Below are 25,150 nucleotides of genomic sequence, written 5' to 3'. Positions count from 1 at the left end.
TGTTACTTTATTGAGTGAGAAAAGCGCTATATGAATGCTGAAAAATATGACTACATTATAGTCGGTGCAGGCTCCGCAGGGTGTGTTCTTGCCGCTCGCCTAATTAAAGAAACCCAATCTCGTGTTTTACTCCTCGAAGCGGGGGGAAGTGATAATCATCTATTTATCCGTATGCCTGCGGGTGTCGCTAAAATTATTGCGCAAAAAAGTTGGCCTTATGAAACTGACCCAGAACCTCACGCCAATAACCGTAAAATGCAAATTGCACAAGGTAAAGTTCTTGGAGGAAGTAGCTCAGTAAATGGCATGATTTATATTCGTGGTCAAAAGCAGGATTACGACAATTGGGCTCAAAATTATGGTTGTGAAGGCTGGAGCTATAAAGATGTGCTGCCATGGTTTAAAAAAGCTGAACGAAATGAAAGTCTAACAGGTGAATACCATGGAACTGAAGGACCCCTTCCCGTTAGCGAGAACCGTTACCGACACCCATTATCCATGGCATTTATTCGTGCGGCTCAAGAACATGGGCTTCCTTATATCAACGACCTCAATGGTGAAAGCCAGCAAGGTACCAGTTTTTACCAGACTACGACACTTAATGGCGAAAGAGCCAGCACCTCAAAAACTTATCTCAAATCCGTACGAAATAGCGACAAACTCACATTAAAACTGAATACCCAAGTTAATCGCATTATTATCCAAGATGGGCGCGCGGTGGGTATCGCTTATCAAGGGAAAAATGGTCACGAAGTTGAAGCATTTGCTACAGATGAAGTCCTTATCTGTTCTGGTGCAATGGGCTCCGCAAAATTACTCATGCTCTCAGGTATTGGTCCTGAGGAGCACCTTTCAACCCTCGGTATTAATACGCTCGCTAACTTGCCTGTCGGTAAAAATTTCCACGACCACTTGCATATGTCAATTAACGTGACAACTAAGCAACCAGTGAGTTTATTTGGTGCAGATCAAGGATTGGCAGCCATAAAGCACGGAGTGGAATGGATGGTATTCCGTAGCGGATTATTGGCCTCTAACGTTCTGGAAGGTGCGGCATTTAAAGATAGTTGCGGTCAAGGCCGCCCTGATGTCCAGATTCATTTTCTACCCATATTAGATAGCTGGGATGATGTTCCCGGGGAACCACTTCCTGCCGCCCATGGTTTTTCACTAAAGGTCGGCTATCTTCAACCAAAATCTCGAGGGGAAATATTACTACGTAGCAAAGATCCCCTTGCACCGTTAAAAATCCATGCTAATTACTTAGCTTCACCCGAAGATATGGAAGGCTGCAAACGTGCCGTAAAATTTGGGTTGGATGTGTTAAATTCCCCATCGTTACAAGCTGTCAGCCAAGACGTTTTAATGCCCCCAGAGCCAGTTCGATATGATGATACTGAGTTAGAAGAGTTTGTGCGTAATTTCTGTAAAACAGTTTATCACCCCGTGGGAACCTGCCGTATGGGAACTGACCCCAAAAATTCAGTCACCGATTTACGCTTACGAGTACATGGTATTGATAATTTACGTGTGGTGGATTGTTCAGTTATGCCTGAAATCCCAAGCGGCAATACTAATGCGCCAACAATCATGATCGCGGAACGCGCTGCCGCAATGATTATTGAAGATAGAACATAACTATTTTTACTCTAAATAAATTCCCTGCAAAATAGCCAACTCCTGCAGGGAATTTACTGAGGATGCATTTAGCCTTTAACTTGTACGCGAGCAGCGGCTGTTTTTGCCATCGCTAACGCATGTTCAATATTATTCCCAATCGCCAAAGCCACACCTAAACGGCGGGTACCCGCAATTTCCGGTTTACCAAATAAGCGCAGTTGGATATCTGAACTTAACGCCTCATTGAGCCCAGAAAAAACCACATTGTGGCTATGTAATTCTGGCAAAATTACCGCTGATGCACTCGCGCCATACTGGCGAATCGACCCAATCGGTAATCCTAAGAAAGCTCGAACATGTAGCGCAAATTCAGATAAATTTTGAGAAATTAAAGTAACCATTCCGGTGTCATGGGGGCGAGGAGAAACTTCATTAAAAATGATGTCGTCACCACACACAAATAATTCCACCCCAAATAATCCATATCCCCCAAGTGCGGTCACTATTTTAGCCGCAACGTCTTGTGCCTTTTTCAGTGCGCTTTCGCTCATCACTTGAGGCTGCCAAGATTCACGATAATCGCCTTTTTCTTGACGATGTCCTACAGGAGCGCAGAAATGAATACCATCAACCGCACTCACCGTTAGCAAAGTGATCTCAAAATCAAAGTTCACCATTTTCTCGACAATCACACGTCCTTGCCCTGCTCGCCCACCTTCTTGCGAATAATTCCATGCGGCTTGCAGCTGTTCATCCGAACGGATCACACTTTGCCCTTTGCCGGATGAGCTCATCACCGGTTTCACAATACATGGGAAACCAATTTCAGTTGCCGCAGCAATAAAATCATCCTGTGTTTCAACAAAGCGATATTCTGACGTCGGTAACTGTAGCTCCTCTGCCGCTAATCGACGAATACCCTCACGATTCATTGTTAGGTATACCGCATTTGCCGAAGGTACCACTTTTTGCCCTTGCAGCTCTAATTCCACTAATGTTTTCGTTGCAATGGCTTCAATTTCAGGAACAATAAAATCCGGTTTTTCTTGTTCAACTAATTGGCGGATAGCCTCACCATCCAGCATATTAATGGTGTAACTTCGATGAGCAACATGCATGGCTGGCGCATTGTCATAGCGGTCAACGGCAATCACTTCAATTCCTAAACGCTGGCACTCAATGGCCACTTCTTTTCCTAGCTCGCCAGATCCGAGAAGCATTACTTTTGTCGCTGAAGCACAAAGTGCCGTACCTAATTGGCTCATGATAGTGACCTTATATCCCAAGAGGTGAATTTTGGTGTCGTGAAAATCTGGCTGAGATTATATACGCAATCGTTTGCCTTGACCATAATAGAAACATAAAATATGTCCCCTAGACTTTATAAATTAGGGCTAATACATTTAAATTATTGACTAAATTTTAGGAGGGTTATCTCGTCCAGTCACATAAGGTTGCCGCTCATGCCCTTTGGCATAACGCTTATGAATTAACGCTAAGATGCAGAATAATAAACCTATCCAAATCAGTGAAAAACTGACACCTTTCACCCAATCGAACAATTCATTAAATAGGAATACTGCCAGCAAAAATTGGATGGTCGGCTCGATATATTGGGCTAATCCAATGACAGTTAACGTTGTACGCTTAATAGCAGCCGTAAAAAATAAGAGTGGAATAATAGTGACTGGCGCAGCCAACATATACAGAATTTTAGTTTGCCAATCACCATTCATAACTGCGCTCATATTATTCGCCGATAGCCACCACGTAATCCCGATAGCCAATGGCAATAACCACAGCGCCTCGATAAATAATGACGTAATAACATCAAAACGGATAAATTTACGGATCAATCCATAAACCGCAAATGCACTGCCCATCACTAACGCTAGCGCAGGTAATTCGCCGTATTGAAAAATTTGATACATCACCCCGGCAAAAATAAACAGCACTGCCATTTTTTCTGAAAAAACTAAGCGCTCCCGTAAAAAAATCACGCCGAGTAAAATAGAAAAAAGTGGATTAATAAAATAACCAAGGCTAGCAGCCAGCACTTGACCGTGAGTCAATGCATAGGTAAATGCGGTCCAAGAGATCGCCATAATCGAGGAGCTAAATAAACATAATAGAATTGAACGTTTGTCAGCCCAAACCTGCTTCCATAGGGATTTATTTTTGATCGCTAATCGAATGATAAATAAGAAGGGAATAGACCAAATAAGCCGCTGAGCCAACAGCTCCATTGCTTGTGCATCAGGTAACAAACGATAAAATAGCGGGGTGATCCCCCATAATATGTAAGAAAAGATAGCTAAAGCTACCCCTGAACGCAGCAACATAATTTATCCGTACAAAAGTATGATTAAACTCGTATCTATCATACCCCAATAAATGAAATATCCTAGGCTATCGTGCAAACTATACAGAATCACGCTCCAGTAGATTACATGGAATATAATGGCATTCTACATCTTGTTTTTCTTCAATAATATGTAAGGCGGCCTGCTCCCCCAATTGATAATGAGGCAAATCGACCGTCGTTAATGGTGGATAGAATAAATCTCTCACCCCAATCATATTGTCATACCCCAACACGGCGATATCCTCGGGGATCCGTACCCCCCTCCCTAATAAGACTTGATAAGCAAGAAAAGCAATTCGGTCATTACCGCAAATTACCACATCAAAATCAGCACGTTCAGGGGAAAAATGTTGATTAATCAGCGCGACTACATCCCGATAATGTTCATCACCCCATTCAAGGTGATATTGCGTTAATGACTCTAGTGGTAATCCCGCTTGTTTCCATGCTTCTTCCACCGCTTCTCGACGTACTTTTCCCGCAATCGTTTGTTGAGGTAAATACAAGCATAAAGGGCGTCGGTATCCTTTCTCTATCAATCTAGAAACTGCGTGATATTGCCCATTAAAATCGTCAGGAATATATGTCGGAAATTTCCCGTCTTTCGCTACGCAGTTAGCAAGTACCACAGAATGGCTAAATAGCGCGCTCGGAATATCCACTTCCCTTAATCCCATGGTGGTATAAATTATTCCATCAGGACGCTGTGATAATAATTGACGAACAGCTCGGTCATGATCAAGATTAGACGTCATGTTCACCACAAAACTGCTCCACCCATATTTTCTGGCGGTATCTTCAATTGACAGGATCATTTCAACTGAAAATGGTGTGGTGGCTGTATCCAGCGCTAAAACCCCTAAGGTAGAAACACGAGAATTTTTTCCGCGAATTTTTCGCGCAGAAAAATCGGGAATATAATTAAGAGCTTCAATTGCCTGCTGAACCTGTTTCAATGTTTCAGGTTTTAGCAGCTCGGGATTGTTAATCGCTCTTGAGACCGTCATCAATGAAACATTAGCAAGTTGTGCTACATCTTTTAAAGAAGCCATTAAGTATATTCACTCACTATTAAGTATAAAATGGAATTTTACCATGATATTAATAAATTTCACGTCTCATAAGCTGCAAACCAATCTAAATTTTTAATTAGGAAATATCATAAAATTACCAATATGGGCTTTTTATGATTACTCTTTTACGATATTATTACTTATCAAAATAACATTTATTTTTATGTTATCGATACACATAATAATAGTGCAACAAGTTTAAATCTCTATCTTGTTACAAAACATTAATCAAATGTTACGTTTTGACACAAACTTTAACCTTTGTTTCTTTTTTATATTAAAATCATGTCTAGGCAAATTTTAATATACTTTACGTTCAGCAATAAATTATAAAGAAGAAAGAACAATTGGAAATATGATTGCCATTTTGCTTGGTAATTATTTTCTAATCTTATTTCATTACGTTAATTTGCATGTCAAATCAGTTAACAGGAGTTTGGTGATGAACAGCACCATTCACGTAATTATAGAAAATGATAATGTCTTTAAGAATAAACTGAAATTAAAGATGGAATCTTTTGATTTTATATTTAAATTTTATAATAACGAAGAGGTATTTATTAGTACTTATACCTATCCGTTAGAAGAAAATGCAACGGACTGTGTTTTGTTATTTTTAAATAATGATATTGCTCGTATTCATAAATTAAAAAATATTACTCATCTTCTAGGAGTTATACCTATTATTGCTATCTCAGAAGAGTCCTCTACGGTACTATGCAGAGACTGTTTTAAAGCAGGTGCATTCGATTTTCACGTGGTCCCATTTAATGACCATGAATTATTGAGTGCAATACAAAGTGCTCATATCTACTTCTCTGAAGCACATGAAAATCATAAAAAATATGTATTCCTTTCAGATAAATTCGACCGTTTATCGGCTAGAGAACGTGAAATCATGGACATGATTTTAGACGGTAATACCAGCAGAGAAACCGCGGAGAAATTATCTTTATCACCGAGAACGGTAGAAGTACATCGCTCAAATATTTATACCAAACTAGGAATAAAATCATTACCGCAATTAATCCAAGAGTATGAATATATCAATACCTATTCAGCTAACGCTTAATACTTATTATCCCCTATCTCCACTTATCGGATGGTTTAATTTTAAACCATCCGATTGTCATCTTAAATAAAATAGCCAAATAAACACATCAGTACAAAATATAGACTCCAATCTCATATTCAATATTAGCTTAAATATTCAACCTGAGCCAACCCTCATAATTTAGGTTATAGAACTCACATCTTAATTTCAAATCGAAAGTGGCAAGATAAATAATCCGTACTATGATTTTATAGGATGAAAATATTTTATACACGAAAACAACTAAACAAATCACTTATTAGAAATGAATAAATTAATAAATTTACTTTAATTAAAAATATAAAACTATATACATTCATAATTCGTGCTACTACTGCTGCGAGTAAAGGGCATTTCTAAAATAAAAATCTATAATAAAAATTAATAAGAAATTCTAAAAAATGAAGACCAAGATCAACATACTTATCTCTCTAAATAGACGATAATCCTATCTCTTTTCATTTTTTCTCTTTCGTATAATTCGCCAATAGGCGTGACAAAGCCTTCCTCATTTATCTGAGGAGATAAGCTTAGTCCTTACCGCAAAGGTAGTGTGAATTGCTCGCTTCGAACTTTTTTACTTTTTACCAAAAAATAGTAGAAGCGATTTTTTTATCTAAGGGGTCTATAGTTTGTAATCTCGAATATCGATTTGATACTGCTTCAACTTTCGCCATAATGTCGTTCGCCCCATGTTGAGGGCTTGGTGCATTTCCTGTATTTTTCCGCCAAACGCTAATGCGGCTTCAATGATCAGGGCCTTCTCTACATCATGAATATTCAAGTTATTGAACAACGTGTGTTCTTCAGATTTATCTGATAATTTCTGCCAATAAAAGTAACTCTTGAGCTTCTCACTAATTTCCCGTCCCAAAGAACAGGTAAGTGCCAACAATAAATTGCTCTTGATCTGACTTGCCGTAATCATCACAACGGCTAACAAGCGACTTTCATCATAAATAAGCGCCGAATAGTAAAACTCTCCCTGTAGCTCTATTGGTTGCGAAGATTGAGTACCTTGCCCCATTTTTGCTAAAAATAACTCTGAGGCCTTTTCGAGCATTCCTTGCTGATTATTGGACCATAAAACACACCCATAACTATTCAGTAATAACGCCCCAGCATTAAGATCACTGATCGGCTTTAAACCATCAATGATAGTGGTGCTTGCAAGTTGAGTTAATAGATCGAGACTAATAGTGCATGAGGATTTTTCGGTAAGCGGTGCAAGCTTAGGGATAGTGAAGTCAATCGTCATAACCAGCCTTATTCATCGATAAGTATTACCCCTGATTATGTCTATTTGATATTTAATTTTCATATTCTAGATCAAGTTATGATTTGATAGATATTCGCGGGATGATGTAGATCAAATTACCGAAATATAAAGAAATCAAAATATGATATTCCCATTTTTTAGCCTGCTAAAAAATAACGTTAGCAGGCTAAAAATCACCTTAAAATGACTCAGGAACAAGGCTTCCCCATAAGTCATATTCATCAGCATGCTCGATAAGCACGTTGACAATATCCCCGGCTTTAACGTCAAATTCCCCGTTAAGGTACACCATACCATCGATTTCAGGAGCATCAGCCATACTGCGCCCTACCGCCCCCTCATCATCAACTTCATCAATGATGACCCATAATTTGCGCCCTACTTTTTCTTGTAATCTTTGCGTTGAGATTTCTTGCTGCAGCTGCATGAAGCGATGGTAACGCTCCTCTTTAATTTCTTCAGAGACTTGATCAGCTAATTCATTCGCTTTTGCGCCTTCGACCGGGCTATATTTGAAACAGCCCACCCGATCAAGCCTAGCTTCCTGTAAAAAATCGAGCAACATTTGGAAATCTTCTTCCGTTTCCCCCGGGAAACCGACAATAAATGTAGAACGTAAAGTCAGCTCAGGGCAAATCTCACGCCAACGTTTAATTCGCTCTAATGTTCTTTCTACTGCACCAGGACGCTTCATTAGCTTCAGAATTTTCGGGCTGGCATGTTGAAGTGGAATATCTAAATAGGGAAGGACTTTCCCTTCAGCCATCAACGGGATCACCTCATCCACATGCGGATAAGGGTACACATAATGCAAGCGAACCCATACCCCCATAGAGGCGAGTTGTTCACATAACCCCACCATACTCGTTTTGACCGGTTTCCCCTCCCAAAAGCCCGTACGATGCTTAACATCCACACCATAAGCAGAAGTATCTTGAGAAATAACCAATAACTCTTTCACGCCTGATTCGACTAAACGTTTAGCCTCATTGAGTACATCCCCAATTGGGCGGCTATCTAAATCACCCCGCATGGATGGAATAATACAAAATGTGCAACGGTGATTACAGCCTTCAGATATTTTCAAATAGGCATAATGTTTTGGCGTCAACTTCACACCTTGTTCGGGGACTAAACTCAAGAACGGGTCATGTTCAGGTTTTGGTACATAGTGATGAACATGGTTCAGAACTTGTTCGTAACTATGTGGTCCGGTGATCTCTAACACTTTAGGATGAACTTCACGGATTTGGTTTTCTTTCGCTCCCAAACATCCTGTCACAATCACTTTACCATTTTCGTTCAGAGCTTCACCGATGGCTTCTAACGATTCCTGTACTGCGCTATCAATAAAACCGCAGGTGTTCACAATCACCAAATCGGCATCATCGTAGCTTGGAACGACTTGATAACCATCAGTACGCAACTCGGTTAAGATGCGCTCTGAGTCAACGAGATTTTTGGGGCAGCCGAGTGAAACGAAGCCAATTTTAGGCACCGAATTAGTATTTTGCGACATAACTCACTTCTTTTATTTTTTTAGAAAAATGGGCGAAATTTTACCTGAAGTATAATGGGAATTGTATAAATTTTTAGCGGTGGAAATAACATTTCGAGCGAGATCCTAAACACAATAATAACAGGACCTCGCCCAGATAAATTGCAGAGATTATCGGTTAATTGAACGCGCGATGCGGGCGTAAGTGTGCCGCACTCCACGGATCACAATCCCGTAATTCAAAATATTCTCGGGGAGTGCTATGCCGTTGTAGCCTGAATCACCGATATGATGTAAATCAGTACCTGCCATTTTACACATTAACGCAATTTGACGAATCGTTTGAGTATCCGCACCCTCTTGAGACGTCCCTATGGCAGTCATCGTCATCACTCTTTGAGAGTGACAATAACTCACCATTCTCTGCACAAATTCTAATGTAATTCCCGGTACGGTTCCCGGTGCAGGCAATAAAATAATGTCCGCGCCACTGCTAATAAAAGAACGAATATCGTCTTCGGTAATCAATTGCTCAGCAGAAGCATTTAACACGCCCGCTGCGTGCATTTTTCCCGTGATTAAAACCATCTCCTCACCCACCACGGCTTTAAGTTCTTTTAAGCTTTGGTTGATCTCTTGATTTGTGACACCATTACCGGGATTACCGGTTAGGACGATAATATCGACCCCCATCTGTTTTAATTTCAGGGCATTTTTTACCGTCGCCAATCGACCTTCGGATATTTTCCATTGCTTATCTTGGTGCGGATTATTAAATCCAGCGGGAACTGGTTCTAAATTGACGCCAATGGCTCTACCCGTTAGATGCTTTAGTGTCCGAATAATTTCTTCTGGTAACGTCCCCTCAGGTAGTCCTTGTACCACTGGATTGTTCACATCAAAGACATTCAACAACAGGATATCGGCCCCCTGACTTGCCGCCAGTTCAGCATTGGTTACGGTCATTAATACTGGTTGAAGCGTTCCGATAGTTTCACTGACCAATAAGCGCCCTTCACTCGCCTTAATCGCTTCCAATAACCCTTTCTTATTTAATTGGGCGATTTCGGATGCAGAGCAATCCAGATAACGTTTTTGCATTGGCAACCCCTTTACCTACAGTTAGAGAAAGACCGTCGATTTGTTATTTCAATATACCAGATAAATTTAAATGCCATCCCAGAGCAAAATCACCTTTCTTTAACTTATTTTTCAACTCTAAAAAAGAACCAATTAACATATTGATTAATATTAAATTTAAATGATTCATTCTTTAACATTAATGAAGAAGGTAAAATATTCCCCTTGTCATTTATGAATAGTAATGATTATCATTATGCTTCTAACTTTATCAGGTAAGGATGTCACAATGAAATTTGCGTATCAGGCTGCCATTTCAGGTTTAGCTCTGTTCTCTATTTCCGCTTTTGCTCAAGAGTATCCTCTCGGTCACCCAGTCATTAAAAATGGGATGGAAATCCAAGGTGTTTATTTACAACCTATCACCATGGACACAGAAGAAGGTCACCATGCAATGGCGCACCTGGCTGCGGATAAAGCAGATATTCACTTAGAAGCCGATATTCATGCAGTAGAAGAAAACCCAAATGGATTCGCTGAAGGCGATTGGATGCCTTACTTGACCGTTGAGTATTCCGTTACCAAATTAGGCGATAAGCCACAAACTCAAACGGGTACATTCATGCCAATGGTGGCAAGTGATGGTCCACACTATGGCGAAAATATTAAATTAGACGGTAATGGTAAATACCGTGTAACGTATAAAATCTATCCGCCTTCCCATAATAAACAAGCCTCTTTTGGACGCCATATTGATAAAGAAACTGGCGTTGCTCCATGGTTTGAGCCGTTTGAAGTCTCTTGGGACTTTGACTATGCAGGCATAGGTCGCAAAGGCAGTTACTAATTTACATCCTATGCATTAAGGGCTTTCGTGGGGTTAAACTTCTACGTAAGCCCTTTTTCGCTCATAGGTCTTTACCAATTCTTTAAGATTTGAGCTAAAAATGAAAACATTACTGAGCGCTTTACTGGTTTTTGTTTGTGCATTGCTCCCTCAATCGGCGCTTAGTGCTGAAAAATACACCGTAGAGCTAGAAATGAAAAATGGGGATTTAATTCCTCGCGTTCTCGAAGTCCCTGCCAAAACCATTATTCGAATCAAAATAACCAATACCGGCACTGAACCTGCAGAATTCGAAAGCATTCAATTAAGAAAAGAAAAAGTTTTAGCTCCGGGAGCTAGCTCGGTAGTGGTGATTGCACCATTAAAACCAGGAACATATAGCTTTTTTGACGACTTCCACCTCTCTCACCCAAAAGGCGAGATCATTGCTAAATAGTAGGATTTAATATGGGGCAGGTTCTGTTTGTTGTTTGGCGTGAAAGCTTTGAAGCGCTATTAGTTATCGGCATCATCTATGCGTGGATAAAACGCCACCCCGATGCTAAAAATGGGATGAAATATCTGTGGGGCGGTGTCGCTCTCGGTATCGTTACCTCTATTTTATTAGCACTGTTAATCTACGGTGTATTCAACGTCCTTGATGATACAGGGCAATCCATTTTCATGATCTTTATGGAGATCCTCGCCTGTATATTGATCGTCCAAATGGTGTATTGGATGAACAAAAACGGTCGATCCATGAAAACGGAAATTGAATCGGGAATTAACCGTAACGCTCAGCACCATAGTTGGTGGGGAGCAACATTGATTATTGCGATTGCCATTGCTCGCGAAGGCAGCGAAATTGTGGTTTTCCTTTCAAGTTTCATCATGTCCCTGACCGCAGAAAATTCGAATGAATTTATCTTTGAAGTCGCGACGGGAATTGTGATTGCAGCTATGACCCTGTATGCATTTCTTCTCACAAACCGTATTATTTCATGGAATATATTCTTCAAAGTTACTGGCGTGATTTTACTGTTCCTCGCACTCTCTTTGTTACTCAAAGGCGTTGAAGAAATTTCAAACTTGATGATCGAGTTTGATTACCCCATTCCTGAATTCTTAATTTATCCCGCTTGGAATACGACCGCATTTCTTGATGATTCTGGCGTAGCAGGCAATTTTATCTCGTCATTCTTTGCCTACCGCTCACAACCTATCTGGCTCAGCGTCATTACTTTTGTTGTCTATTGGGTTGTGGTTATCACGCTCTTTGCTTGGGGTAAACATCATGCAACTAAACAGCGTTTACAAAATGCGTAATATGACCAAAATAACACTGAGTTTGTTTTTAGCGACATTCATCATATCCACCGCTCATGGCAAAGCCTTAAGATCCCCTGTGCAAACAGGGGATGATATTGTCATTGCGAAAGGGGATATTCCTACCCCTGAAAAATACCAGCCCGCAATCCAAAATTATTTAGCCTTTGTCACGAATGAGCTGGGCGAAATGGTAGAGCAACTCGATATTCTCAATCAGTGTTTGAAAAAAGGTCACTTAGCGCAAGCTAAATCAGCGTATATTCAAGCCCACCAACACTATGAAACCGTTCGCCCTATCATTATGTTATTTGGGAATACCGATAGAACCATTAATCCTCGCGCTGACTATTTTCTGGGTAAAGAAAAAGATTATCGCTTTACCGGATTCCATTTGGTCGAATACCAATTATTTTCCCAACAAGATATTAAAGCCGCACTTCCTGCCGCTGATGAACTGTTATTGAAAGGGCGTGACCTGCATAAGCGAGTCTTGACTGAAACCATCGAAATACCCAAGTTGGTGCAAGCATCCGCTGATTTTATGGAAATGATCCTTGAGACAAAATTGGCGGGACAAGAGAATATTTATAGCCAATCAGACCTCACTGATATCGCCGCCAACGCGAAAGGTTCACAAGCGATTATCGAAGTAATCAGCCCATTTGTTGAGACAAAAACCCTCGACCAAATAAAAGAAAATGACCAGAAAATTAATAAAATAGTGCAGTCATATCAATTAGCTAAAGGTCAATATGCGCCTTATAGCCAATTAAAACGACAAGATAAAATGGCGCTCTATTCACTGTTAACTCAACAAGCGGAGCTATTGGCCACTTTACGCGCCCAACTCGATGTTGATGTTTACTACAAATATTAAGGCATGTTTTTATGCAAAATAAACCAATAAGCGACGTACAACAGGTGAATTTATCTCGACGTAGTGCATTGAAAACTCTCGCGATGGGCGGAGCAATTTTAGCTGCCCCAGCCCTCAGTGCTCAGGCATCTATCGCCGATTGTCAGCTAAATTATGATAAAGCTATCAACTATTTAGGCGAGCATCAACCTGGGGTACTCACGCCAGAACAGAAAAATGCCTCATTTATTGCTTTTCATATCACCACACAATCCATCGACGAGCTACAAACGCTATTTACCATTCTTACCCAGCGCATTGCTCATCTAACCCAAGTACAGAAAGCCACACCTAATCAGAATGATAAAATGCCCCCTGCAGAATCTGGGATTTTAGGATCACTGGCACAACCGGACTCACTCAGTGTAACCGTGTCTCTTGGTGATACCTTATTCGATTCACGCTTCGGCTTAGAAAAACTGAAACCACGTTATCTTGTAGAGATGACCAGCTTCCCAAATGACCGTTTAGAAGATAAATGGTGTGGGGGTGATGTGGTATTACAAATCTGTGCCAACAGCCAAGAAAGTGTAATCTATGCGCTTCGAGATATCCTACGCCATACTTCACCATTTTGGTTTCCTCTGTGGAAAATCGACGGCTTCTTACCGTCACGGGATATTGATCGCCGCTCTACACCAATCAATCTGTTTGGGTTTAAAGATGGGTCAGGTAATGCGCCAACGGATGATAGCAAGCTGATGGATGAGCTGATTTGGGTCACATCAGAAGCCAAAGAACCGGAGTGGTGTATTGGTGGAACATACCAAGCAGTACGCCTAATTCGCTTTAATCTAGAATTTTGGGATAGAACCCCATTGGAAGATCAAGAGAATGATTTTGGTCGCCATAAAGAAACCGGTGCTCCGATGGGAATGAAACATGAAATGGATGACCCCGCGTTTGAAAAAGATCCCCACGGAGATCGCGTGCTATTTGATTCCCACATGCGCCGTGCTGAACCAAGAAACCCAAGCCGCTATACGGCTAAACTCAGACGCCGTAGCTACAGTTACTCATTAGGATTAACCGATAATGGGGCACTTGATATGGGATTGATTTTCGTCTCCTATCAAAAAAACTTGAAAACGGGGTTTATTGATACCCAAAAACGCCTTAATGGTGAACCTCTTGAGCGTTATATCAAGCCATTTGGCGGTGGTTATTATTTTGTGCTACCCGGCATTCAATCTGAAAAAGACCAACTAGCGAAAGGGTTATTTGAGTCGTTAAAATCACAGAAATAATGCTTATAAAAAAGCCCCAATATCACTATTGGGGCTTCGATTACCGACCTTTATTGACTTGTTAAGTTAATAAAATATTCCTAGGTTTACATCTTATTATTTTTTGCGATCCTTCGCGTCTTGCTCAACTTCCTGTTTCCATTCCTCTGATATTGGTGCGGCATTCTGTTTTGCTTCTACGGCTTTATTCACCGCTTTATAGGCTTTACCGTAACCGGTATCATCCTGAACATATCCGGTGGCGTTAGAGCTTTTAATTCCGATATTATTCGCTTCTGAAATCGCATCAATATTGGCGCCAAGGAAAATAAAGTCCCAATTGTCTTCCGTTTCGGCAGACTTAATCATCGATTTAATTTTTTCTTGGCTATATTCACGGCTGCTATTTTCCTCGCCATCAGTAATAATCACGAATAACACATTATTGTTCTTCGTGATTTTGCGATTCTCGCGCATTTTTACAATGCTATTCCCGATCGCATCTAATAACGCTGTATTTCCACCGACTTGATAATCATCAAGCGTAATATTTTTAACTTTATCAATAGGTTCTCTATTATGTAGCAGGCTAGTTTTGTTATTGAATAAAATGGTGGTGATAAATGTTTTGTTTGATTTATTTCTGTTTTCGGTTAATACGCTATTGTATCCACCAATGGTGTCTGATTCGAAGCCGGACATTGACCCACTTTTATCCAAGATGAACACTAAATCTAAAACCTCAGAATCTTTCTTAGGTTCAACTATGGATTTACTGCTTGATACACTAGAAAAGAGTAATAAAAAAGCGGTCGATATCACGGTCCAAAATGACGTCTTAGATAAACTCATCAGCTAGCCCCTTATGATAATATCTCGATGAAATTATCCTCTATCTTCCTTGTTTATGCGGGATATCAAATAAGATTACTCTGTTTGTTTTATAAGCAAATTCTTAAATTTATTCATACTGAAGGGGATTACATCAATAGACCTACTTCACCCAAACACCATAGTTACGAAGTTGATTTATCTCTTGAATAAACTCATTCAGTTTGATGTATTCAGTCGGTACGTTACTGGATGGACTTTCCGAATAGCTTTCCACTAAACTCACAATCAACTGGTGATATTGTTTATTTAAATCCTGATGAATATCGACTTTATTTGACTGTTTCAATTGCTGAGTTAAATCAATAATATTTTGAGCAATAGACTGAACTTGCGGATCTTCAAATTTCACATCAGGAATTTGGTAACTTAAATTAATATTTAGCGAATTATTGTTTTCATTAAACTCTGTTTTTGGAACTAAATTTTTATCGTATACATTTGCAAAATATTCAATTAATTCTGCCTGATCAAAACATTTAGATTTAATATCTTCTTGTTTATTTGGATTATTTTTAGGCTCAGGGTATGGCTTTCCAATGGGATAAGTACATCTTAATATGTTGCCATCAATCACCGTGGCATTCGTGCTTTTAATGGGCAAATTTAACTCATGACCATAGATGGTTACATCGCGGCTAGCAGGTTGATAACCTTTATTTTTTTCATCATTAGAATAGACTTCTGATAAGGCATAATAGACCCCATGATGAGGGTTTAAAATCCCACCAGAATTATGTTCATATACCATAAATTGGGTGACATTACCGGATTCGTCTTCCAATCGATGCTCGCCACTCGCTAACGTTATAGTCCCAAACTGGCGTGGCTCCACCTGATAATCTTTGCCATCTACTTTAAATGAAAAAGCCTGCTCTGTTGGATTACTATAATAAAATTTCCCTTTATTCCCGACAATATCGAAGCCATCACACGCGGTTAGCAACATCATTGCCGCCGTGAAGAAACTTATTTTCAATATAGTTTTCATTAATCCCCCCAACATCCCATTAATTTTTTCAATAAAATAGATACAATAAGTCAAGGGCAATAATCTTATTCATTTTAATAAAATTATTTTTACTATAAGTGCTTTCAACTCTTTATCATTGTAAAACTAAATAATAATAGATAAATATGAAAACTAACTAATAAACTAGCTTAATTTAAGGCTTATCCGTGTGATTACTGCGTAACACTTTTAATAATAACTGAAACACAGATTCCATCATGGGTGTCAGTATCTGGCTATTGCGCATTAATGATATTGATCGCGTTAATGCAGGCTGCTGCAACTGTAAAACGTTAAGGTCTGGATCCCGCAAATGTACCGTATATAACTGAGGTAAAATTCCGATAGCCAGTTTTGATCTCACTAATCCATACAAGGTTTCAATATAGTCGACTTGATAGCGAATGCGAGTATTAAGCCGATTACTTTCAATGGTTGCCGTCACCAAACGGTTAATATTGCCTTTGGAAAATATCGCAATATCTCGATGATTTAAATGCTTCCAAGGTAGATGAAACTCATTCTCCGTCAGAATTTCATCTCGATGAGCGACCACAACAAATGGGTCATCTTGCAATGGATATAACGTTAACTCCGCAGGTACCGAACTATCCATAACGCCAATACCAAAATCGATTTCATTGTTAACTAACTTATTGATCAACGAGTCATTGGTTTGATCATAGAATTCCACATTGAGTCGAGGAAAATGCTGGCTAAGTTGCTGCGGAATTAACGGAAACAGCAGAGAACTCACGGAAGGAACTAGCCCAATACGTAATGTTCCATCTCCCCCCTCTTCGATAATTTTTTGGATATCACTAAACCCACGCTGAGACACACTTAAAATTCGCTCTGCGTGAGGCAAAATAGCCGCACCTAACTCAGTGAGCGTAACCGATGCGGCGGTTCGATTAATCAGCCTACCTCCAATGATGGTTTCAACTTGTCGCAATGCGCTACTTAGAGCCGGCTGACTGACCGCAAGACGGTTAGCTGTTTCCGTAAAATGGCGCAAGTGAGCTAACGTCACAAAGTATTGGAGCTGCTTTAACGTAAGTGCAGGAAGACGCTGCCAAGGCTGACTCATACTGATATCCCCATTGAATCTGTTTGTTTTTATTATGATGATGGAGCTTATTATAACCTCTCTTTATGATGTGATAAATTTTATCATCTTGGCAAACGTTTGCGCACCCCATAAAGTAACCAACATTAATCCGCAGTGATGGTATTTTATGAAGCTAACAACGCAAACTCGACGTCGTGCTATACAGGCAGCTAAAGGCGAAATTCCTTTTGACCTGTTACTCACTAAAGCCAATATTATTGACATGGTGACTGGGGAAATTCGTCCTGCTGATGTCGGTATTACCGATGGCCTTATTGCCAGTGTTCACCCTACAGGTAGCCGCGATGATAGCCATGAAACCCATGATTTATCCGGCTTATATCTCTCGCCTGGCTTTATTGATACCCATGTTCACTTAGAAAGTTCTCATCTGCCCCCAGCTCGCTATGCCGAAATCGTGCTCACTCAAGGAACCACCGCCGTATTCTGGGATCCCCATGAATTGGCGAATGTGCTGGGCTTAGAGGGCGTTCGTTATGCCATTGATTCCAGTCGTAATCTCCCGTTAGACGTGATGGTTGCAGCTCCCTCTTCTGTTCCTTCAACTCCCGGATTAGAAATGTCGGGGGCAGACTTTGCCGGACAAGAGATGACCACCATGCTGAGTTGGCCGGAAGTTCGTGGGGTTGCAGAAGTCATGGACATGTTCGGTGTACTCAATGGTAGTGAACGCATGGAAGAGATCCTCGATGCTGGCTTAAGTTCCGGAAAAATCATTGAAGGTCATGCTAGGGGATTAAAAGGCGCAGATTTACAAGCTTATCTAGCGGCAGGCGTCACCTCCGATCACGAATTAACTTCGGCGGAAGATGCGCTTGAAAAACTCCGAGCTGGACTCACATTAGAGATCCGCGGTTCACACCCTTATTTACTGCCAGATATTGTCGCCGCATTACAAACACTGCCTCATTTATCATCGCAGATTACTGTCTGCACCGATGATGTTCCTCCTGATATTCTGATAGAAAAAGGAGGGATCATTGCACTGTTAAACTTGCTGATTGAGCATGGAATGAAAGCCACAGATGTTTTACGTTTTGCAACTCTCAATGGCGCTATTCGCTTACAACGCAACGATCTTGGGTTAATTGCAGCAGGACGCCGTGCCAACTTAGTGGTACTCGATTCACTCAATACCTTAGAAGCTCACCGAGTCTATGTAGCCGGAAAAATGATCGCTCAAAAAGGGCAATTAATCGATCCTCTCGCCGTCCCTAGCGATGTCTTACCGCCACGAGATACTATGCATCTATCTCCAATTCGCACCCAAGATTGCCAATTACGGCTCACCGATATTAACAATGGTACCGCACGCCTACGCCATATTAATGGTGCTCGATTCACTCAATGGGGAGAAGTTGACGTTCAAATTGAGAATGGCATCGTACAACTTCCTGATGAGTTCAGTTTAATTCGCGTTCAGCATCGTCATGGTCGCCATCAAGCTGAGCCTCAAATGGCATTACTCAAAGGTTGGGGAGAATTACGTGGTGCGATTGCCACCAGCTATTCTCATGATTCTCATAATCTTGTTGTACTAGGACGCGATCCCGAAGATATGGCAATCGCAGCCAACTTACTTATCGAAAGTGGTGGCGGTATGGCTTTAGTGCAAAATGGCAAAATTCTAGCACATGTGGCTATGCCCATTGCAGGTATGCTATCCGATTTACCTGCCCCAGAATTAGCGGCTCAATTTCGCCGATTACGGGAATTAAGCCATCAAATTGCCGATTGGGAGCCACCTTATCGAGTCTTTAAAGCGATTGAAGGCACTTGCCTTGCTTGTAATGCAGGTCCTCATTTAACCGATTTAGGACTAACATGCGGCACGACACGTCAAATTGTTGATGCCGTTTTACAACGTCACGAACAAACCCAAAATACCAATAATAATGATAGGAGCGCCAATTAATGGCTAATCATTCTCATCAGCCAACATCAGGGAGTTGGTTGGAAAAACGTTTTGCTTTACGTGAGCGTGGAAGTTCCGTGAAAACAGAATGTTTAGCAGGTATAACCGGCTTTCTTGCTGCCGCTTATTTGCTAGTCGTCATTCCGGGTTTACTGGCAGTTGGTGGCATGGATAAAGGTGCGGCTACCACGGGAACCATCATTGTATTTGTTCTCGCTAGCCTACTCATGGCGTTTTATGCAAACTTACCTTTTATTGTCGGCCCTGGAATCGGCGGCTCAGTTTTGGTCGGGATCACCCTTGCAGGTAGCGAAGGAATTGATTGGCAAATTGGTTTAGGAATAGCATGTTGGTCAGGAATTCTATTTTTCTTGCTCACCAAATTTGGGCTGCGTGAGGTTGTCACTCGCTCTGTACCACAATCGATTAAACTTGGATTAACTGCATCGATTGGCTTATTTGTTGCCATTCTTGGTTTTCGTAATGCGGGTTTAGTATTAGCCAATCCGAAAACTAACGCATTAATGCTGGGAGATTTTCTGTCTCCGGGAGCATTAGTCGCACTGTCTGGATTCTTTGTCGCCATCGCCTTACAAGCTCGTCGTATTCCGGGTAGCATTCTCTGGGCGATATTATTTGCCACTATTTTAGGTATCCCATTTGGCGTCACTAAATTACCCGAGAGCTTTATCGGGATCCCACATTCTGTGGCTCCGGTACTGGGGCAAGTCGATTTAATTGGCGCCTTAAATATTGCATTCCTACCGTTTTTATTTGTATTCTTTGCTGCGGAATTTTTCTCCACGATGGGTACGACATTAGCCGTTGGTGGTGAAGCCGGTCTATTAGATAAAGAAGGCAATATGCCAAATATCAACCGCCCGTTTATTGTTGATTCTATCGCAGCGGCACTGGGACCATTAGTGGGGATTCCTGCAGCAACTGCATTAATTGAATCTTCAGCTGCGGCTGAAGCTGGCGGTAAAACAGGCATGACCGCCTTAGCGGCAGCGTGTATGTTCCTGTTAATGTTATTATTTACCCCAGTGGCATTAATGATCCCAGCACAAGCAACTGCACCGGCCTTAATTCTTATCGGCTTAAATATGTTTAGCGGATTACGTAAAGTGGATTTAGGGAATTTCACTGACGGCTTGCCCGTTCTGATGATGGTGATGATTACGCTTATTGCCAATAGCTTTGGTACAGGGATCGCCGGCGGGTTACTGTTCTATATCTTAATTAAAGCCGTTGCAGGAAAATGGCGCGAAATCCCAATTAGCTTGTGGATCCTCGCCATCCCACTCGTGTATTACTTCTCGACGCTAGTGAAGCACTAAACTTCCATTCAAAATAAGAAAACCCCTACGTAAGCTATTAACTAACCTAGGGGTTTTATAAAAAAGACTCAAAAGAAAGTCCACAAAGAAATAATCAGCTAGTTGCTAATATTTTAAATAAAGCTGGATTGTTTTTTATTGCAATTAAGACTTTAGCCGCCAGCCCTGTTGGATTTCGTCTTTTTAATTCCCAACTTTTAATCGTATCAATACTGGTTCCTAATGCATTCGCTAATTCACTTTGTGAAACATTAAGCTGTTCTCTAATCGCTTTAACATCAGCAACTTCATAATAGGTAATTTTTGATGCTGCTTTCTCACCATTTTTAATCTCAACGGCTTCTTCCAAAGATGTTTTTAGTTCATTAAAGAAACTCATGTTACACCTCACCTTTTAGTATTTTTGTTACCTTTTTCAATGCGATTTTTTCTTCATCCGTTAAACTATCTTTCATATTCTTTGGATAAGCCATTATCAGGTAGATAATTTCCTTGGTAGCTAAAAAGTAAATAACCCTAGCGCTGCCGCTTTTACCTTGGCTACCTATTGCCATCCTCATTTTTCTTATTCCACCAGTCCCTTGTATTATATCGCCTTTTTCAGGTCTACCTATGAGTTCATTTTGTAATATCCTTAATTCCTCATCGGTAGCTATCTGCTTAATTTGTCGCGTAAAAATAGATGTTTCGATAAATTTTATTCCATGGCTCACGATGTTCCCTCTGTGATGACCCGTACACAAAAAGTGTACACTGTACACCATCAGGCGTCAATGTGAGGCAAATACCATACCAGTCCTCCGGTAATTAGATAATTACCGGAGGACTTTAGAATTTAGAGTCATGAATCAAATCAATGGTGGAATTTGGGGTAAGATAGGCACTTCAATGACCGTAGGTCCTTGGCGCTTATAAGCCTCTTTGCAAGCTTGCTGAACTTCCTCAACCGTCGTGGCTTTCACTGCGGTACAGCCATAACCTTTACCCAGCGCGACAATATCTAAGTTAGGAATATCCAAACCCGGTACACCTGGCGTTTCTTCTAAAACAGCGAAAGATTTTAAAATCGCGTACTCGCTATTTCGCGGGATCACAAACACAATGGGTAAATTATGTTGTGCTGCGCTCCATAAACCCTGAATGGAATATTGCATCGAACCATCGCCGATAATCGATAATACAGGGCGATTTCTACCGCTATCCCTTTCTGCTAATGCAATACCCACACTTGCAGGTAAATTCCAGCCTAATGAACCGCTGGCAAAGGTATAGAAAGAATCAGGATGTTCAATAGGCCATTCACGATGTAGCTCCCCTAAGTTGGATGGTGATTCCTCAACTAAAACCGTTTCTTTCGGAGAAACTTCTCGCAATGCACGGAATAATTGAGCCGCACTCAAGGTGGTTGCGTTATTTACGGTCTCTGGCGCGGCTGGATATGGTGCCATACCATGTGGCTGTTTCACCACCTTAGCTTGAGAAGCCGCTCTCGCTGACACCAACTGAGTTAACCCTTCAACAGCTAATACTGCGTCACTTAGCATGCTGTCCCCAACAGGCGCTCTTCCTACCTCTATTGGATCATCCGTAATATGCAACAGGCGCAGCCCGTCCGGTAAATATTCACCCGCGACATAAGGGTAATAACGGAAAACAGGCGCGCCAATAATGAGCGCTAAATCATGTCCTTTTAACTTATCTGCTAAAGGTTGGATCGCAAAAGGTAAGCCACCAGCATAGAGCGGATGTGTTTCTGGGAATGGAGGGCGCTCTGATGCAGGTGCCGCCCAAACAGGGATATTCAATTTTTCTGCCAGAGCAATACCGGCATCCCACCCCTGCCCCCTAGCAATAGCAGAACCGTAGATTAATACCGGATTCTTAGCCTGTGATAAGACATCAGCAAAGGATTTTAAACGGATAGGATCATACCCTATACGCTCAGAAACGGTACGAACAACAGCAGCGTCCTTCTCGGCAGGTTTATCCCAATCATCAAGAGGAATTGAAAGAAATACAGGCCCCGCAGGTGGCTGTAATGCCATCGCATAAGCACGCATAAATGCGGCAGGGACATCTTCAGCTCGTGCTGGTTGATAACTCCATTTGACCCATGGCTTTGGTAAATTTTCTGGCTCTATGTTGGTTAACCAAGGTTCCATAAGTAACATTTCACGGGTTTGGTTTCCTGCCGTAATAATTAAAGGCGTACGGTTCATATATGCCGTTAAAATATTACTCATCCCATTACTTAATCCCGCCGAGGTGTGCAAATTGACCATTGCGACTTTGCGCATGCCTTGGGCGTAACCATCCGCAGCAGCTACCGCCGAGGCTTCGTGTAATGTCTGAATATAACGAAAATCACTCGGAAAATCTTTTAAAAATGTCTCTTCCGTCGAGCCCGGGTTACCAAAAATTGTCGTGATATCTAGCTCACGTAATAGGTCAAAGGTTACTTGGCGAATGGTTTTCTTCATATAAAAATACCCTAATCAAGATAGGTGGATAATGCCCTCATCATAACCAATCCCCTAAATGAAAAACATTTCGCCAACAATAGTGAAAAGCTCACCGAATAAATAATTATTCTTATTATTTATATATAAAACAAATCATTAGAAATTCATCATGTTTCGATGATAGAAATAAAATGGGAAAAAACACCATGGATTAAGATTTAATCCATATAAATAGGCTGAGTTATCTCATAATATTGGCATTTATGTTATTACCCTTCGTTATTAACGTAAAAAATAACAATATTGGCTATCTCCCCCAACCACATTTGTTAATAGAATATTTTATGAATTAGTTACTCATCACATTTCTCGCAATTGACGCGACTCGATTTCCCAACGTGTTTATCTCGCTCAGAGATAATTTCTTATAAGCAATTCTCTTTTCGTGATTTAAAAGTAAAAACATAAAAATCAAATAATTAAAACACCCCCTCCTAATACTTTGTTTAAATAACATTCAAAATCAAATTTAAATCTATCGATAAAACGTATTTTTCTAAACCATTTAGTTAACTAAAAGTTATAGCACCCCAAACAAAACTCATTGTTAAACAAAAGTTAAGCAAAGTAATTTAATTTAAAACTAATGTTAAATCGCAAAAATGCACATTCTGGTAAACTAATGTGAGGTAAAATAATGATTCTAGATGCCAGTTATACGCTATTATTTGCATGCTTAGCGCTGCTTATTGGGATGATTTTTGTTAAATTCACCCCCTTTTTACAGAAAAATCATATTCCCGATGCAGTAGTCGGCGGTTTTATTGTTGCCATCGTATTGTTGATTGTTGATAAAACCGCGGGTTACAGTTTCTCATTTGATACCTCTCTACAGAGCACATTGATGATTGCATTCTTTTCATCAATTGGCTTGAGCTCAGATTTTGCTCGGCTGATAAAAGGCGGAAAACCGCTAGTTATTTTAACGTTAGCCGTCACTATTTTAATTGTTATTCAAAATGCCGTCGGTATGGGCATGGCTGTGATGCTCAATGAAAGTCCGTTTATTGGTCTGATTGCCGGCTCAATTACCTTAACTGGTGGTCATGGTAACGCTGGAGCATGGGGACCAATCTTGGCAGACAAATATGGCGTAACTGGCGCTGTTGAACTTGCCATGGCATGTGCAACCATGGGGCTGGTATTAGGTGGTCTTGTCGGGGGACCAGTCGCCAGACACTTACTGAAAAAAGTCGCCATTCCAAAAGCGACAGAACAAGAAAAAGAGACAATTTTAGAAGCCTTTGAGCAGCCGAGCGTCAAGAGAAAGATCAATGCCAATAACATCATTGAAACGATCTCTATGCTGATTATCTGTATCGTGGCAGGTAGCTATATCAGCGAATTAGTGAAAGACACACCACTTCACTTGCCGACTTTCGTTTGGTGTCTGTTTGTCGGTATTATTATCCGCAACGTACTGACACATATCTTTAAACACGAAGTTTTTGAACCAACCGTCGATGTCTTAGGCAGTGTGGCTTTATCACTGTTCCTCGCTATCGCACTGATGTCTTTGAAATTTGGTCAATTAGCCAGTATGGCAGGCCCTGTTCTTATCATCATCGCGGTTCAGACTGTCGTCATGGTACTGTTCGCTTGCTTTGTCACCTTTAAGATGATGGGGAGTGATTATGATGCCGTGGTCATCAGTGCGGGGCACTGTGGTTTTGGGATGGGGGCAACACCAACCGCTATCGCTAACATGCAAACCATTACCCGAGCATTCAGCCCATCACATAAAGCATTCTTAGTCGTACCAATGGTTGGCGCATTCCTTGTCGATATTACTAACAGTATCGTCATTAAATTATTTATCGAGCTGGGCGTCAGTATCGGATAAACTTCACTCACAAGATACTGGCTCATAACCAAAAGTATATGAGCCAGTATTTTTATTTTTGGTATTTTTTCCTCATTATTTCCCCTTTACTCCCTATTTTCCTTATCTATAAGTGACCCCAATATCGGATTGATGACTTTTTTTCCGGTAAAATAGGAATAAATGCAAAGTACTGTTTAGGTTACTGATA

General features: G+C 40.8%; 22 protein-coding genes. 10 read left to right on the top strand and 12 right to left on the bottom strand.

What is annotated here, in order from left to right; all coding sequences use genetic code 11:
* The first annotated feature begins 30 nt into the window (after window positions 1-30).
* Complete coding sequence (locus PR761_RS16405) at window positions 31-1,638, top strand: GMC family oxidoreductase (protein ID WP_112837288.1); 1,608 nt, start codon at window positions 31-33, stop codon at window positions 1,636-1,638.
* Window positions 1,639-1,706: 68 nt separating this feature from the next.
* On the opposite strand, the gene purT is transcribed toward PR761_RS16405, so the two are convergent.
* The 3 genes from purT to PR761_RS16390 form a co-directional block, all read right to left on the bottom strand.
* Window positions 1,707-2,885 carry a formate-dependent phosphoribosylglycinamide formyltransferase gene (gene purT, locus PR761_RS16400; RefSeq protein WP_112837289.1) on the bottom strand — a complete coding sequence of 393 codons (1,179 nt, stop codon included), beginning with the start codon at window positions 2,883-2,885 and terminating at the stop codon, window positions 1,707-1,709.
* 150 nt (window positions 2,886-3,035) lie between these two features.
* Window positions 3,036-3,962: an EamA family transporter RarD gene (rarD, locus tag PR761_RS16395; RefSeq protein WP_006815191.1), complete on the bottom strand. Its 927-nt coding sequence runs from the start codon at window positions 3,960-3,962 to the stop codon at window positions 3,036-3,038.
* A gap of 79 nt (window positions 3,963-4,041) precedes the next feature.
* A complete protein-coding gene (locus tag PR761_RS16390; RefSeq protein WP_112837290.1) occupies window positions 4,042-5,037 on the bottom strand; it encodes a LacI family DNA-binding transcriptional regulator in 996 nt (331 codons plus the stop codon).
* A 463-nt stretch (window positions 5,038-5,500) separates the two neighbouring features.
* Between PR761_RS16390 and PR761_RS16385 the strand changes: the two genes are divergently transcribed.
* The gene (locus PR761_RS16385) at window positions 5,501-6,130 is read left to right on the top strand and encodes a response regulator transcription factor (protein WP_039855186.1); all 630 of its coding nucleotides are present in this window, start codon (window positions 5,501-5,503) and stop codon (window positions 6,128-6,130) included.
* Between the two features lie 646 nt (window positions 6,131-6,776).
* Here PR761_RS16385 and PR761_RS16380 read toward each other — a convergent pair.
* From PR761_RS16380 to PR761_RS16370, 3 genes are all read right to left on the bottom strand, one after another.
* Window positions 6,777-7,409 (bottom strand): helix-turn-helix domain-containing protein, encoded by a 633-nt coding sequence (locus PR761_RS16380; RefSeq protein ID WP_112837291.1) that lies wholly within the window; start codon window positions 7,407-7,409, stop codon window positions 6,777-6,779.
* A 199-nt stretch (window positions 7,410-7,608) separates the two neighbouring features.
* A complete protein-coding gene (rimO, locus tag PR761_RS16375) occupies window positions 7,609-8,949 on the bottom strand; it encodes a 30S ribosomal protein S12 methylthiotransferase RimO (protein ID WP_006815195.1) in 1,341 nt (446 codons plus the stop codon).
* Between the two features lie 150 nt (window positions 8,950-9,099).
* Window positions 9,100-10,029 (bottom strand): DUF7916 family protein, encoded by a 930-nt coding sequence (locus PR761_RS16370; RefSeq protein WP_006815196.1) that lies wholly within the window; start codon window positions 10,027-10,029, stop codon window positions 9,100-9,102.
* Window positions 10,030-10,297: 268 nt separating this feature from the next.
* Between PR761_RS16370 and PR761_RS16365 the strand changes: the two genes are divergently transcribed.
* The 5 genes from PR761_RS16365 (at window position 10,298) to efeB (ending at window position 14,326) form a co-directional block, all read left to right on the top strand.
* Window positions 10,298-10,855 (top strand): iron transporter, encoded by a 558-nt coding sequence (locus tag PR761_RS16365; protein ID WP_112837292.1) that lies wholly within the window; start codon window positions 10,298-10,300, stop codon window positions 10,853-10,855.
* A gap of 100 nt (window positions 10,856-10,955) precedes the next feature.
* The gene (locus PR761_RS16360; RefSeq protein WP_006815199.1) at window positions 10,956-11,291 is read left to right on the top strand and encodes a cupredoxin domain-containing protein; all 336 of its coding nucleotides are present in this window, start codon (window positions 10,956-10,958) and stop codon (window positions 11,289-11,291) included.
* Window positions 11,292-11,302: 11 nt separating this feature from the next.
* Window positions 11,303-12,160, top strand: a complete 858-nt coding sequence (locus PR761_RS16355; RefSeq protein WP_154610689.1) for an FTR1 family iron permease — start codon at window positions 11,303-11,305, stop codon at window positions 12,158-12,160.
* Window positions 12,153-13,040 carry an EfeM/EfeO family lipoprotein gene (locus PR761_RS16350; protein ID WP_154610703.1) on the top strand — a complete coding sequence of 296 codons (888 nt, stop codon included), beginning with the start codon at window positions 12,153-12,155 and terminating at the stop codon, window positions 13,038-13,040. The genes PR761_RS16355 and PR761_RS16350 overlap by 8 nt, the downstream gene beginning before the upstream one ends.
* A gap of 11 nt (window positions 13,041-13,051) precedes the next feature.
* Window positions 13,052-14,326 carry an iron uptake transporter deferrochelatase/peroxidase subunit gene (gene efeB, locus PR761_RS16345; protein WP_154610690.1) on the top strand — a complete coding sequence of 425 codons (1,275 nt, stop codon included), beginning with the start codon at window positions 13,052-13,054 and terminating at the stop codon, window positions 14,324-14,326.
* 96 nt (window positions 14,327-14,422) lie between these two features.
* On the opposite strand, the gene PR761_RS16340 is transcribed toward efeB, so the two are convergent.
* The 3 genes from PR761_RS16340 to PR761_RS16330 all read right to left on the bottom strand — a co-directional run bounded on the left by PR761_RS16340 (window position 14,423) and on the right by PR761_RS16330 (window position 17,298).
* Window positions 14,423-15,157 carry a vWA domain-containing protein gene (locus PR761_RS16340; RefSeq protein WP_006815203.1) on the bottom strand — a complete coding sequence of 245 codons (735 nt, stop codon included), beginning with the start codon at window positions 15,155-15,157 and terminating at the stop codon, window positions 14,423-14,425.
* A 142-nt stretch (window positions 15,158-15,299) separates the two neighbouring features.
* Window positions 15,300-16,187 carry a hypothetical protein gene (locus tag PR761_RS16335; RefSeq protein WP_112837295.1) on the bottom strand — a complete coding sequence of 296 codons (888 nt, stop codon included), beginning with the start codon at window positions 16,185-16,187 and terminating at the stop codon, window positions 15,300-15,302.
* A 175-nt stretch (window positions 16,188-16,362) separates the two neighbouring features.
* Entirely contained in the window at window positions 16,363-17,298 is a 936-nt protein-coding gene (locus PR761_RS16330; protein WP_006815205.1) for a LysR family transcriptional regulator, read from the bottom strand.
* A gap of 148 nt (window positions 17,299-17,446) precedes the next feature.
* Between PR761_RS16330 and PR761_RS16325 the strand changes: the two genes are divergently transcribed.
* Window positions 17,447-19,255 (top strand): adenine deaminase, encoded by a 1,809-nt coding sequence (locus tag PR761_RS16325; RefSeq protein WP_112837296.1) that lies wholly within the window; start codon window positions 17,447-17,449, stop codon window positions 19,253-19,255.
* On the top strand, window positions 19,255-20,595 hold the full coding sequence (locus PR761_RS16320; RefSeq protein ID WP_112837297.1) for an NCS2 family permease: 1,341 nt from the start codon (window positions 19,255-19,257) through the stop codon (window positions 20,593-20,595). The genes PR761_RS16325 and PR761_RS16320 overlap by 1 nt, the downstream gene beginning before the upstream one ends.
* Window positions 20,596-20,689: 94 nt before the next feature.
* Here the strand turns inward: PR761_RS16320 and nadS are convergent, their stop codons facing one another.
* The 3 genes from nadS to mdlC form a co-directional block, all read right to left on the bottom strand.
* The gene (gene nadS / locus PR761_RS16315; RefSeq protein ID WP_006815208.1) at window positions 20,690-20,974 is read right to left on the bottom strand and encodes a NadS family protein; all 285 of its coding nucleotides are present in this window, start codon (window positions 20,972-20,974) and stop codon (window positions 20,690-20,692) included.
* A 1-nt stretch (window position 20,975) separates the two neighbouring features.
* The gene (locus PR761_RS16310; RefSeq protein ID WP_039855194.1) at window positions 20,976-21,308 is read right to left on the bottom strand and encodes a type II toxin-antitoxin system RelE/ParE family toxin; all 333 of its coding nucleotides are present in this window, start codon (window positions 21,306-21,308) and stop codon (window positions 20,976-20,978) included.
* A 135-nt stretch (window positions 21,309-21,443) separates the two neighbouring features.
* Window positions 21,444-23,075, bottom strand: coding sequence for a benzoylformate decarboxylase (gene mdlC / locus PR761_RS16305; RefSeq protein WP_006815210.1), 1,632 nt, complete (start codon window positions 23,073-23,075; stop codon window positions 21,444-21,446).
* A 679-nt stretch (window positions 23,076-23,754) separates the two neighbouring features.
* On the opposite strand from mdlC, the gene gltS reads away from it, so the two are divergent.
* Window positions 23,755-24,960, top strand: coding sequence for a sodium/glutamate symporter (gene gltS, locus PR761_RS16300; RefSeq protein ID WP_006815211.1), 1,206 nt, complete (start codon window positions 23,755-23,757; stop codon window positions 24,958-24,960).
* Window positions 24,961-25,150: the final 190 nt, after the last annotated feature.

It is taken from the genome of Providencia sp. PROV210 (genome assembly GCF_028479445.1).
GTDB lineage: Bacteria > Pseudomonadota > Gammaproteobacteria > Enterobacterales > Enterobacteriaceae > Providencia > Providencia rustigianii.
Note: the sequence above shows the minus strand (reverse complement) of the source record. Positions and strands in the feature narration are given on the sequence as shown.